This window comes from Pseudomonas sp. FSL R10-1339 (genome assembly GCF_009600545.1).
Classification (GTDB): domain Bacteria; phylum Pseudomonadota; class Gammaproteobacteria; order Pseudomonadales; family Pseudomonadaceae; genus Aquipseudomonas; species Aquipseudomonas bubulae.
In genome coordinates this window covers 1-12,121 of record NZ_WIVQ01000121.1, presented here as the reverse complement: position 1 = coordinate 12,121, position 12,121 = coordinate 1, and the positions used below count along the sequence as shown (strand labels likewise).

Annotated in this window: 9 protein-coding genes and 2 pseudogenes; 6 read left to right on the top strand and 5 right to left on the bottom strand. The window is 52.9% G+C overall.

The features are described from left to right. Positions 1–330: 330 nt before the first annotated feature. The gene (locus GHO03_RS22065) at positions 331–1,950 is read right to left on the bottom strand and encodes a DUF4041 domain-containing protein (protein WP_153400533.1); all 1,620 of its coding nucleotides are present in this window, start codon (positions 1,948–1,950) and stop codon (positions 331–333) included. A gap of 212 nt (positions 1,951–2,162) precedes the next feature. Here GHO03_RS22065 and GHO03_RS25205 point away from each other — a divergent pair, with 212 nt between their 5' ends. Both GHO03_RS25205 and GHO03_RS25635 read left to right on the top strand, forming a co-directional pair. Further along, entirely contained in the window at positions 2,163–3,032 is an 870-nt protein-coding gene (locus GHO03_RS25205) for a TIR domain-containing protein (protein WP_178110351.1), read from the top strand. Positions 3,033–3,595: 563 nt separating this feature from the next. Next, positions 3,596–4,027 carry a TIR domain-containing protein gene (locus tag GHO03_RS25635; RefSeq protein ID WP_372241781.1) on the top strand — a complete coding sequence of 144 codons (432 nt, stop codon included), beginning with the start codon at positions 3,596–3,598 and terminating at the stop codon, positions 4,025–4,027. 1,104 nt (positions 4,028–5,131) lie between these two features. On the opposite strand, the gene GHO03_RS22050 is transcribed toward GHO03_RS25635, so the two are convergent. Next, positions 5,132–6,043: a LysR family transcriptional regulator gene (locus GHO03_RS22050; RefSeq protein WP_095002894.1), complete on the bottom strand. Its 912-nt coding sequence runs from the start codon at positions 6,041–6,043 to the stop codon at positions 5,132–5,134. Between the two features lie 136 nt (positions 6,044–6,179). Between GHO03_RS22050 and GHO03_RS22045 the strand changes: the two genes are divergently transcribed. Continuing rightward, positions 6,180–7,235, top strand: a complete 1,056-nt coding sequence (locus GHO03_RS22045; RefSeq protein WP_095018606.1) for a tartrate dehydrogenase — start codon at positions 6,180–6,182, stop codon at positions 7,233–7,235. 106 nt (positions 7,236–7,341) lie between these two features. Beyond that, a pseudogene (locus GHO03_RS22040) lies at positions 7,342–8,695 on the top strand (dicarboxylate/amino acid:cation symporter). Positions 8,696–9,064: 369 nt separating this feature from the next. Here the strand turns inward: GHO03_RS22040 and GHO03_RS22035 are convergent. The 3 genes from GHO03_RS22035 to cynR are packed head-to-tail and all read right to left on the bottom strand — an operon-like array spanning position 9,065 to position 10,919. After that, positions 9,065–9,688 carry a flagellar biosynthesis protein gene (locus GHO03_RS22035; protein ID WP_138738350.1) on the bottom strand — a complete coding sequence of 208 codons (624 nt, stop codon included), beginning with the start codon at positions 9,686–9,688 and terminating at the stop codon, positions 9,065–9,067. A gap of 5 nt (positions 9,689–9,693) precedes the next feature. After that, the gene (locus tag GHO03_RS22030) at positions 9,694–10,005 is read right to left on the bottom strand and encodes a hypothetical protein (protein ID WP_153380841.1); all 312 of its coding nucleotides are present in this window, start codon (positions 10,003–10,005) and stop codon (positions 9,694–9,696) included. 23 nt (positions 10,006–10,028) lie between these two features. Next, positions 10,029–10,919 (bottom strand): transcriptional regulator CynR, encoded by an 891-nt coding sequence (gene cynR / locus GHO03_RS22025; RefSeq protein ID WP_153400531.1) that lies wholly within the window; start codon positions 10,917–10,919, stop codon positions 10,029–10,031. A 110-nt stretch (positions 10,920–11,029) separates the two neighbouring features. Between cynR and GHO03_RS22020 the strand changes: the two genes are divergently transcribed. Both GHO03_RS22020 and cynS read left to right on the top strand, forming a co-directional pair. After that, entirely contained in the window at positions 11,030–11,689 is a 660-nt protein-coding gene (locus GHO03_RS22020) for a carbonic anhydrase (RefSeq protein ID WP_153400530.1), read from the top strand. 29 nt (positions 11,690–11,718) lie between these two features. Beyond that, positions 11,719–12,054 (top strand): annotated as a pseudogene (gene cynS, locus GHO03_RS22015) (cyanase); the annotation flags it as partial. Positions 12,055–12,121 lie beyond the last annotated feature (67 nt).

Here is a 12,121-nt window from a genome sequence, read left to right as displayed (position 1 = left end):
GCGGTCAATAGCGCCAAATTCAGCGGGATTTTCAACTTACTGCGCGGTTGCGGCAAGTTGATCGGAGCTTCCCTAAGTCATTTTAAAATAGATCGATAGTAGCTATCTGCCATGATGATGTCTATGGTCTGCGAATTTAATTTTTTTGGAAGGTGTTACATGGTGTAATTATCTATACTTGGTAGCAGTCCACAGGCAAAGATTGCCCCCCGTTCTGGCCCTTAGTGGTCCTCAGAAATCTAGAAAGGGCTTCTGATTTCCTTTTTTAAATGTTTCTTTAGACCAAAAAGCTCCGTACTTCTATGCAGGAGTATCAATCGTAATCAAGTCTTAAACCTCTTCTTCGAGCTCGTTCTCAACTTCATGTTCAAGTTGATAACGCGTCCATTGCTGCTCAATCACCGGGTTTTCCTGGATCTGCTGCTCAATGCGAATGGTCTCGCGATATTCGTGAGCTTCAGCTGCCATCGTCCAAAGGGTCTCAACGCCAAGGCTTTCAAGTTCAGCCCGAATCTCACTGATCCCAAGGCGGAAAAACTCCTTACGCGGATTGACCTTGTTCATCTGACGGCGAAGGAAGTGGCGGTGCAGGGTTTTTTCCAGGCTAGGTGCGTCATCGCTGAAAATCATCGCATGCACGTCGAATTCGAATGGAACACTTGCATCCCCGAGTTCACGAATGCGGTCTTTAGGTTCCAGGCGACGAGTCATGCCAATTTTGAAGACCTCCTCGCCAAACGAACCGACGTTAGAAATAACGTAAACATGGCCGGTTCTGGTTTGCTGCGCCATTGAAAGAGCGCGCTGGTTTTTCTCTTCTGCAGCCTGGAGCTTGAGTTCCAGCTCGCGCAGCTTGGCTTCAAATTCCACGCGCTGGGCATCATTGGCATTCGCTGCTTGCTGAAGAACCTTATCCATCGCTTTTTTGATGGTGTCCTCTTCCTTGGCTGCGTCCTTCATTGCACGTTCAAACTCACGGCGGGCTTTTTCTTCTTCGCGTATTTGTTCGCGCAGCTGACGCTGTTCCTCGCGGTCCTGTTCTTTCAGTACGCGAGTCGTTGCGGCCCACTTCAGCTCTTCCAGACGTGAGGTGAGATATTCGTCGGTGATGCGTGCGTTTCTGAATGCTGTGCCGTTGTGGTTAACCAGGGCAAATGCATCGCGGATCTCTTGCTCCAGCTTGCCGTGGTTATCAGCTTTGTTTCTGGAAAGGATTGAGTCGACTTTGCCGTTGAATGCATCAATGACAAAGCGGATAGCGGTGTCACGTCGATTGGATTCTGCGTAGTCGCAGGTAGCAGCCCGACCGGCCTTGACCATCCAGCGGCTCATCTCACGGGCCGCTTTGAGTTTCTGGCCTGCCTCAGTGAAGGAAAACTCTTCTGCGAGGTCATCCAGCAGATTGTAGGTGGGCACGATGTAAGCATCACCGTAGCCTTCGATGATGTTCTTCATCGCTTTTGCTGTGTCAGCAAATTCTTTTGCTCGGTTCATGGCGCTGTAAGCGTCACCTGCAATTTCTTCCGCGCGTTTATTTGCGGCTTCAACAATCCTGCTCGCAGTTGCGCGGGCTGAAGCCATTTCCATCTCGCTGGTTATCAGCTCTTCTTTTGCCATGCGTTTGGCTTCATGCAGCTCGACTGCAGCAGCTATTTTCGACTGGGCGAAAACACTCTCAGCTTGTGCGTTGAGTTCTCTGGCGTGCGCCTCAGCATCGATGATGGTTTGATACTTGGAAAGGGCATCGACGCGATTCTGTAAGGCTGTATTTTCCTGCCCCTGGCGGTCGACACGGCTCAGTAGCGCTAAATTTTCTTGCTGCTGGCGATCAATGATCTGCTCTCGTTGGCGGAGTTCAGCAGTCAGCTTGGCTATGAGCTTTGTGTTTTTTACTGCGACGACCAGCAGCGCAAGGGCGCATAAGCCGAAAATGATGAGGAACAGTTCCATGTGATCTCACTCGAGCGATTCATTAGATTCTTAAGTGGGCAGTGGCGTTTAGCCATCTCGATGCGAGCAGGGTATCCGCCATTCGCGCAAAGGGGTAGGAGAAGTATTTGGTACTGGGGGAGGAGGAGCGCTTGGAAGGGGCGGTTTTGTTGTGTTACACATGCCGCGTGAGATGGCATGATGGGTTTATCATTGCACAGTAAGGAATAATCATGGCGAGGAAGGCACCACCACCAACGGCGATCCAGCCTAAGCTTTATCTGGATGCCAGCCAGTTAAAACGTGGGATAGAGCGACTTCAGCAACGAATCACAGATTTAGATACTTTTGACCTAAGCACAATGCGGCGTTCGACTTCGCCTGAGCTCCAAGCTTTGGAGCGTAGTATTGAGGATACATTGGAGCGATGCTTTGGTACTAATACAACCGCCGCCAATCGATACAGCGAGGCGTACAAGCTCCATCATCGTACAATGATGTGGGTTTCCGGTATGCCCGATCCCGACTACAAAAGAATTACGGGAGAAAAGATTAGCAATTCGAAGGCATCACTTGGGCAGGCGATCAACGCTTTGAACACGGATCTTGAAGATATCGACCTCATCGTGGAACTCAGTCATCCTGTACGATCAGGCTCATTAGGAGGCTCGCCCCGAGTGTTCCTGGTTCACGGACATGATGAAGCGGTTCGCGAAACGGTCGCACGGTTCATTGAAAGACTGAGTATTGAAGTAATAATCCTGCATGAGCAGGCCAATGGCGGCCGTACCATCATCGAGAAAATAGAGCATCACTCCGATGTTGGAATGGCTGTGGTTTTGCTAACACCTGATGATGTTGGTAGTAAAGTCGGAGGGGAGCTTGAGCCCCGTGTCAGGCAAAATGTACTGTTGGAACTTGGATATTTCATGGGAGCGCTTGGTCGTGACAAAGTATGCGCGCTAAAGTCGGGCGATGTGGATATTCCTACGGACTTTGCTGGTGTAGTTTGGACGTCGATGTCTGGCGAATGGAAAACTGTTCTCGCGCGCGAGCTCAAAGTCGCAGGTTATGAGGTCGATTGGAACAAAGTAATGAGCTAGCCTGGGAGTTGTAGCGTATATGGTTTTTTGTATTGTTTACAATCCATCTGGCTACCAAATGACTGCGGCCCAAAGCTGTGCTGAGCTAGCGTTGTCTCGCTAAGCGCTATGATTATCAAATTTCACGCTCTATCCCTTGAGCGTACGAACAATAAAAACGGAATCCCCTGATGAGTATAGTTTTTTTGCAGAGTCACTTCGATAAGGTCAGCTACTTGCAAAACCTTCTTGCTGCGCGAGCAACTGGTAATGCGGCCGACCCAGCTGAGTATGCACAACTTAGGCGTCAACTACTAAGTGATCCTGAGATCGGGCAACGACTTCCACCATTTGTTAAGCAGCATGGAAGCCTCGATTCTTTTTGGGCATGGATCAAAGGGATGTTCAGTTCTTATGCCGAACGTAGAGCCTATCTATCTGAGTAGTTTACCCCGTTATTAGATTTTCTCGACCTGCCGAATGACGAAGCTTCTCTGCCAGTACAAACCTTCAAGGCGGAACACCCAAGTGTCGGAAATATAGATGAGTTACTTTCGCCGGTAGTTGCAAGGAACAAGCGAAAGGTGTTCATCGTTCATGGAAGGGATGATCTCGCTAAGTACGAGGTAAGTCGGTTCATCGAGGGGCTTGGCTTAGAAGCAATTATCCTGCATGAACAGGCCAATGCGGGTATGACCATTATTGAAAAGATTGAGCGCTATACTAACGATGCAGATTTTGCTCTCGTATTGTACACGCCGTGCGACCAGGGTAGGGGATATCACGAGAAGCAAGAAAGTCCAAAGGATCGGGCTCGACAAAATGTCGTATTCGAACATGGTTACTTGATGGCGAAGCTTGGTAGAGAAAATGTATGCGCCCTGGTCAAAGGCGTAATCGAGACTCCTAACGATATAAACGGTGTGGTATATGCGCCTTTAGACCAATCAGGTGCTTGGAAAGTAGAAGTGGTTAAAGAGCTTAGAGCTTGTGGCTACAGAATCAGCAACTGGTAAAGCGTGTGCTGCATCCCAAAAATGGCCGGGGATACACCAAAATCTGCGCAAAACCCACCCCACAGCCCCCGGTTTACCGTTTGCCTGCGCACGAATTGCAGTACATTTTGCCATCATACAAAATTGTATTTTTCTTTTAATTACAATGGCTTACGATATTTTACGAGGGAACATGGGGTGCTAGGGGTCGAGTGTTCGAATCACTCCGTCCCGACCATATTTTTCAATGACTTGGCCCAGCCTAATCCGTTGGGCTTTTTCATGCCTAAGAAAGGCCCCTACTTGCACCCCTACCAGCCGGAAACTTGTGCCTGTTATTGCTCGCGGCAATCAGGGCTTGAAGTTTGAGTTTGTGCCCAGGCGAGCATTGCTGCCCAGCACATACCAGCAGTCCTCGTCGTTTAACTGCCATCTTTGAGCCCGTGCCGGGTGATCGCGAGAAGGTGGTCAGTTGGAAGGTATGCCCAGCGGTGTAACAGCAGAACGGGAGACAGGCACAACAGGGACGTGGTAGGTATCGAAATGGCTAGGACCTAGGACCTAGGACTGCGTGCTGCTCGGCTGACAGGTAATCTGCAAAGCCTGCGTTAGCCTGTGCAAAGCGTCTTAGGGTTTGCCAGATGATCTTTGCCCGTTCGATTCTCAACGTCTTGTTGCGCAATACGCTACGGCCACCCAGTCGGTCACTGGGCCAAACACCACCGCAATACCACCCAGCACAATCAACAGGCGAGCAGCAGATCCTGACGCTTTGTCGTTGCTCATCGCTTGATCGCCGAGCGGACCAACGTAATGGCTTGTGGTGTGTCCGTCGTCGTGCCGCCGCCATGCCTTAAACCCATGCAGTCCAGTCCCGGCGCTGATACTTCGAGTTAACTGTTGCCGAGTGCGCGCTTGTGCATTTCGGGCTCTCGATATTCGCGTTTGGGTGACAGCATGCGAGATGGCGCATGAGCACTGGATGGGTAAATTGGCAAGGGTTTATGAGGTTTATTCATCAGTCCGGTGGGCGTGCGACTTACTCGTCGCCAGTGCCTGCTGCGGTAGCCTGGCGGCTTGGTTGCGCAGGCAGCAGGTGGGGGAGGAGACAGGGGGGCAATGGCTCTACAACTCGCTCTCCAGATGATCGATGTCCTTGAAACGCTCAACCAGGAAATCGATCAGGCTGCGCACTCGTGTGGACAGGTGTAACTGCTGCGGGTATACCGCGTAAACATCGGCACGGGTCGGTGTCTGGTCTTCGAGTACCAGTCGTAATCGGCCGCTACGGACATATCTGGCGATGTCCCATTCAGCTCGCAGCAGAATCCCATGCCCCTCCAGCGCCCAGTTCAGGGCTACCTCACCGTCGTTGCAGCCCAAGGCGCCGCGTACCTTGATGTTTTGCGTACGGCCACCGTCGGTAAAGCTCCACACCCCGTAAGGCGTTTCGTTCTGCCGCAGGAAGATGCAGTTGTGCTGCTGCAAATCGCTCAGACGTTGCGGAGCACCGTATTTTTCCAGGTACAACGGTGAGGCGCATAGCAATCGGCGGTTGGAAGCGATCTTTCGCGCATGAAAAGCTGCATCCGCCAGTGTGCCGAAACGAATGCCAAGGTCAAACCCATGGGTCGTCAGGTCGAGCGGGTGATCGCTGATCTCCAGTTGTACTTCCACCTGCGGGTGTTTCTTGAAAAATGCGCCAAGAGCTGGACCGATGTAACGGCGTCCGAAGCCCAGCGATGCGTTGACGCGAATCAAGCCTTTTGGCTCAGCCTGACTGCTGTTGATCAACTGTTCGACCTCATCGATCTGCGTCAGGATCCGGGCCGCGTGGGAAAAAAGCAGTTCACCTTCTGAGGTCAGGCTCATTGAACGTGTGGTGCGATTCACCAGGCGTGCCCCCAATCGAGCCTCAAGGGCAGTAAGGCGCTTGCTCACTGCTGGCGGTGTGATGCCGAGCTCTCTGGCCGTGGCAGCCAGGCTGCCTTTGTTGGCCAGAAGATAAAAAAATGACAGATCCAGGGTTGGGCTCATTGGTAACTCAAAGTTATTTATGTAGTGATTCTGAGTAACTCACACTTATTTATTCACTACATATACTCCGTTCACACCCTGATTGAACAGACCGTTCGACAGGCAAAACAAGAACGTTTTGAGCGCGGAGTTGATCATGAGCACATACAAAATTGCAGCGGTTCCAGGTGATGGTATTGGTATTGAGGTTATTGCAGCGGGTGTCGAGGTGCTGCAGGCCCTGTCGAAAAAATCCAGTTTCGAACTGGATTTCAAACACTTCGACTGGAACTCGGATAACTACCTGAAGCATGGTTACTACATTCCTGAAGGCGGGCTGGAAGAGCTAAAAACCTTCGATGCGATTTTCTTTGGCGCCGTGGGTGCGCTTGACGTCGCGGATCATATTTCCCTGTGGGGCCTGCGTTTGCCGATCTGCCAGGGCTTCGATCAGTACGCCAACGTGCGTCCGGCTCGTGTGTTGCCTGGGGTAAAGAGCCCACTGGTCAATGGTGACCAGATTGACTGGGTAGTGGTGCGGGAAAACTCCGAAGGTGAGTACTCCGGCAATGGAGGTCGCGTTCACCGTGGCCTGCCGGAAGAGGTCGCCACGGAAGTGTCGGTCTTTACCCGTGTTGGAGTCGAGCGCATCCACCGTTTTGCTTTCGAACTGGCGCAAAGCCGCCCACGCAAGCACCTGACCATGGTCACCAAGTCCAATGCCCAGCGACACGGCATGGTGCTGTGGGATGAGATTTTCTATGAAGTCGCGAAGGATTTTCCAGACGTTAAAATTGATAAAGAACTGGTCGATGCCGTCACTACGCGCATGGTGCTCAAACCCTCCACACTGGACGTGATTGTCGCTACTAACCTGCACGCCGACATTCTGTCCGATCTGGCGGCGGCGCTATCCGGCAGTCTGGGCATTGCGCCGACTGCCAACCTGAACCCGTCGCGCAAATTCCCTTCGATGTTCGAACCGATCCACGGCTCTGCATTCGATATCACCGGTAAAGGTGTGGCGAACCCGATTGCGACTTTCTGGACGGCAGTGATGATGCTGGAACACCTGGGTGAGGCCGCCGCGGCAAAACAACTGATGTCCGCCATCGAGGCTGTGACTGAAAGCGGTTTGCATACTCCTGATTTGGGCGGTACGGCCACTACACGGCAGATCACGGATGCAGTCATTGCGTTGATCAACCGTTGAAGCGTCCCAGCGATTCAAAGTAGTACTGCGGCACTACGTCAAGGGGCAGATTATTGGGTCTGACTCCTTGGCATTTCCTGACAACAATAAAAATCAGGGCCCTGTCATGAAAAGAATATTCGGCAAACTTTATATACAAGTACTTATTGCGGTCGTTCTTGGCGCTATCGTCGGTGTGCTGGTTCCTGAAACCGGGGCTGCACTCAAACCCTTGGGCGATGCGTTTATCAAACTGATCAAAATGCTCCTCGCGCCGGTGATCTTCCTGACTGTCGTCACGGGTATCGCACGCATGGAAAACATGAAGGAGCTTGGGCGGGTAGGCTTTCGTGCCTTGATTTATTTCGAGGTTGTGTCGACGCTGGCGCTCGTGGTCGGCCTGGTGGTGGTCGATGTATTCAAGCCCGGCGCAGGCATGAATATTGATGTCGCCAGCCTCGATACGTCGAGTCTCGCCACCTATACCTCGGCGGTAAAGCATGATTCATTCATGGACTTCGCCATGAATATCATCCCCGATACCATTGTGGATGCCTTTGCCAAGGGTAATGTGCTGCAGATCTTGCTGTTTTCCGTCCTTCTGGGTGTCGCCCTGGCCCAGGTCGGACCGCGCGGGAAAATCTTTGTCGATGCACTGGATAGCTTGATGCAGGGCATGTTCCGCATCGTCAATATGGTCATGCGACTGGCGCCTGTCGGTGCGTTTGGGGCCATTGCATTCACAATCGGTAAATACGGTTTCGGCTCACTGTTCTCCCTCGGCAAGTTGATGGCCTGCGTGTACTTGACCTGCGCGGTGTTCGTGATCTTTGTTCTGGGGCCCATATGCCGGTACAGCGGTTTCAGCCTGTGGAAATTCCTTAAATTTATCAAGGAGGAGTTGTTCACCGTACTGGGCACCAGTTCTTCGGAGTCGGTGTTGCCGCAAATGATTTCAAAAATGGAAAAGGCCGGAGTTTCCAAGCCTGTCGCCGGGATGATCATTCCGTCCGGCTTGACCTTCAATCCGGACGGTCAGGCGATTTATTACACCCGCTGCGATTTTTATCGCCCAGGCAACCAACACGCCGCTTACCCTCACTGACCAACTGATCGTTCTGGCCGTTTTGATGTTCACCTCCAAGGGGTCGGCAGGTGTCACCGGCTCAGGGTTTATTATCCTGGCCGCCACCTTGTCTTCTTTGGGCACCATCCCGGTTGCGGGAATGGTGCTGCTGCTGGGAGTTGACCGCTTTATGTCAGAAGCACGTGCGATCACCAACACTATCGGCAATGGTGTCGGAACCATGGCAATTGCCAAGTGGGTCGGGGCGCTGGATACCGTTAAAATGCACAAGGCGTTGAATGGTGAAAGAGGGGAGCCTGAACCAGAGTTCGTACACGAAGAGGCTGCTCATCCCTCTGGTCCAGTGATGGGTAATGCCTTGCAGCCCAGCCTTGCAAGTGCCTCCCAGGTATAAATGTGTGTTGCTGAAGTGCTCGGGTAAGGGTATTCGTGCGGCCCAGGCGCACGAATACCTATGCAGCGAGCGCCTGTTGCTGGAGTCCCGTATTAACTGGCGCTGAGTGAGTCCAGCTTGAATGGGGTGCTAGGGTTCGAGTGTTCGAATCACTCCGTCCCGACCCTATTGATTTCACTGATATTCAGGGCCGGAACCATATCCGACCAGATCACATCGGCGTGGTCTGTCTGGTGGTTCTTGGTCATGTATCGCCACTCGTGGCAACACGGCTAACCACAAATATTGAGTGACCGAATCAATCGATGACCAACCAGGGGGCTGGTACTTGAAGTAGACGGCCACTGCACTGTGTTCTGCAGGAGCCCCTTAGAGCTGCTTCAGGGTTTCCTGGGTGATGGCTTCGAGTCCGGATTCGGTGATGGTTTTCCAGTCAGTATCTGTGGCCACTTTCACGTTCTCACTGACCAGCGTTTTTACGGTCTGTACAGGTGTACCAGGGGCTTTTATCTGCAACAGCGACTTGTTGCGTAGCACCTTATCGAGTACCCCCTCAGCCGAATACCATGACCAGAATTCGATGATGTTCACTTTTACTTCACTGACATCACGGGCATCGGGGCTACTTACCACCTCGTATCCGGCCTGCCGGTAGGCAGTGGCTACGGCATTACCCACCAGCTCTGAAACTGTGCGCCCTTCAGGCAGCAGCACGTCGCCGATCGCCATATTGAAGTTATTGCGCTTACGCGCGATGGCCCGCTCGGTAATCGACTTATCGTCGATCTCGTCGTACTTCAGTGAAGGTATGTCGGAGCTGGAAGGTTTGATTTGAAAAACTCGATCATCAACGGCGCTGATATAAACCTTTTTGCCATTGCTGGGGGCCGGTGTCTGAGTATCACCCGGCCGTAAAACATCCACTTCTGCCCTGTTGGTGGCGCAACCGGCTAACAGTACCAATGCCGCAACGGCCAAAATTTTTCGAACCATCATCCTTACTCCCTTTTATATTTGGCCTTCATAGGCTTGTCCAAAAGCTGGCGAAAAAGAGTGTAGAAGACAATATGCAGCTCAACCGCCTGGTTGACTTGCGCGGTTGAGAGAGCAAGCAGCACGAAAGCAATCGGCTCTGGCCCTAGTCTTTTGCTCGTAATCCCTGAACCCGCATTTCGCGGTTTTTTTGTCTTGAGGAAATGATGATCAGCAAGACCGTCGCGGTCATCTGCTGCAGTCCATTGAAGATTTTTTGACCACGCCTCGGAGCTGACCCGACTTAAAGTCGTGAACGTGCTGCGCGGGCGTATCAACTCCGGGCACCTTTCAGATGCCCTTATCTCTTCTCGAGTTGGGCCGCAATGTCTGTGGCCAGTTCGATAAAGGCACGTGCGGCTGAAGTCTGGTAGGCCCCTTTGCGCTGCATCAATACGGCGGTACGGTGCAGTCGCTGAGGGCTTAGTTCAATGGCAAACAGCCCCTGATGTGCAAGCGCGACGGTGGCCGGTAACAGGGTCGACAGTGTGGTCCTGCGCACCACTTCGATGACTGCACCGATAACATTGGCCTCCATTTTCACCCGCGGGGTAATGTTGTGCTGGCGACAGTAGCGGTCGATCTGCTCGCGAGTGGCAAACTCTTCGCTGAGCAGGATCAGTGATTCGGCACTCAGAGCGTCCAGGTCAATAGCACTCTGTCCAGCCAACGGGTGTCTTTCCCCAACCACCAGCGCGAGGGCTTCTATCAGAAGCGGCTGGGTCTCTATGTCCTGAGAGTGCCCGTCCTCGAAAGCGATACCCACGTCCAGCTCATCGGCCAGCAGAAGCTCCTCCATCTGTTCTTGAGCGATCTCACGCAGGTTCAAGGTGATATTCGGATATCGGCTGTGGAAAGCTTCGACCAGTGGTCCGACCAGATATGTGGTGAACGTCGGTGTCAATGCAACCCTGAGTGCCCCGCGACTCAAATCGCCCACGTCATGGATTGCACGTTTTCCTTCCTCCAGTTCCTGCGAAGCCCGGCGTGCATAGCGTAAATACACTTCGCCGGCGTCAGTCAGCCGCGTCGTACGTCCCGATCGGTCAAATAACTGGGCAGAAAGACTTTCCTCAAGTTGCCTGACTTGCTGTGACAGCGCGGGCTGCGAAACATGCAGCGCAGCAGCTGCTTTCGTGAAGCTGTGGTGTTGCGCCACAGCGAGAAAGGATTTGATGTGACGTGCCAGCATGCTTAGAGCCATAAGATTATCTGATGTGCGCCATCATAAATGAGACTTTTACCTTATGTCACGAGCTCCGTAATCTCTGCTCCAACGCATCGCGACCAAGAGGAGTCACCATGAAAGACATCATCGATGGTTTTCTAAAGTTTCAACTTAACGCTTTTCCGGAACGCGCCGGCCTGTTCAAGAATCTGGCTAATCAGCAAAGCCCACAGGCGCTGTTTATCTCCTGCTCTGACAGCCGATTGGTTCCGGAACTGGTTACGCAGCGAGAGCCCGGCGACCTGTTTGTCATTCGCAACGCCGGCAACATCGTGCCGCCCTACGGCCCTGAGCCTGGCGGTGTATCGGCCTCGGTCGAGTATGCCGTTGCTGCCTTGCAAGTCTCCGACATCGTTATCTGCGGGCACTCTGATTGCGGCGCAATGACTGCCATTGCCACCTGCAAGTGCCTGGATCACATGCCCGCAGTGGCAGGCTGGTTACGCTACGCCGACTCTGCTCGAGTGGTGAATGAAGCGCGCAAACATAAGGACCCACACAGCAGTGTTGAGGCGATGGTTCGAGAAAACGTGATCGCCCAGTTGGCCAATATCCGGACGCATCCATCGGTACGCCTGGCCCTCGAAGAGGGACGCGTAGCACTGCATGGCTGGGTCTATGACATCGAGAGCGGGCGTATGGATGCTTTCGACAGTAGCACCGGCAAGTTTGCGCCCCTTGTGGACAACCCGGGCGCACGTGCCGCTCCCTATCAACAGAAGCAATCTGCTTGAACTCGTTTATTACCCCAGGAGATAACACCATGATCCAGTCCCAAATCAATCCAGGTTCGCGTCTGGCCCTGACCGAAGTCATCCTGCTGGCTAAAGCCCGGAAAGACTTGTCATTTGCCCAGATCACCGATGGCACAGGGCTCAGCGAGGCGTTCGTCACTGCCGCGCTGCTCGGCCAGCATCCCTTGCCCAAAGCAGCGGCCACAGTAGTGGGTGAAAAGCTCGGCCTCGATGTTGATGGCGTGGCGCTGCTGCAAACCATCCCGATGCGCGGCAGCATCGACAACGGTATACCGACCGACCCCACTATCTACCGCTTTTACGAGATGCTGCAGGTCTACGGCACCACGCTTAAGGAAATCCTGAAAAAGACTTCCTGATTTGGCAAAATCCCCGGACACCAATCGCCGAGCTTTTCAATGAAGCAAATGA

Bases quoted from the DNA above. Each gene is read 5' to 3' on its own strand.
- GHO03_RS22020 (WP_153400530.1), top strand. From the start codon at position 11,030: ATGAAAGACATCATCGATGGTTTTCTAAAGTTTCAACTTAACGCTTTT.
- GHO03_RS22050 (WP_095002894.1), bottom strand. From the start codon at position 6,043: ATGAGCCCAACCCTGGATCTGTCATTTTTTTATCTTCTGGCCAACAAA.
- GHO03_RS22035 (WP_138738350.1), bottom strand. From the start codon at position 9,688: ATGGTTCGAAAAATTTTGGCCGTTGCGGCATTGGTACTGTTAGCCGGT.
- GHO03_RS25205 (WP_178110351.1), top strand. From the start codon at position 2,163: ATGGCGAGGAAGGCACCACCACCAACGGCGATCCAGCCTAAGCTTTAT.
- GHO03_RS22045 (WP_095018606.1), top strand. From the start codon at position 6,180: ATGAGCACATACAAAATTGCAGCGGTTCCAGGTGATGGTATTGGTATT.
- GHO03_RS22065 (WP_153400533.1), bottom strand. From the start codon at position 1,950: ATGGAACTGTTCCTCATCATTTTCGGCTTATGCGCCCTTGCGCTGCTG.
- cynR (WP_153400531.1), bottom strand. From the start codon at position 10,919: ATGCTGGCACGTCACATCAAATCCTTTCTCGCTGTGGCGCAACACCAC.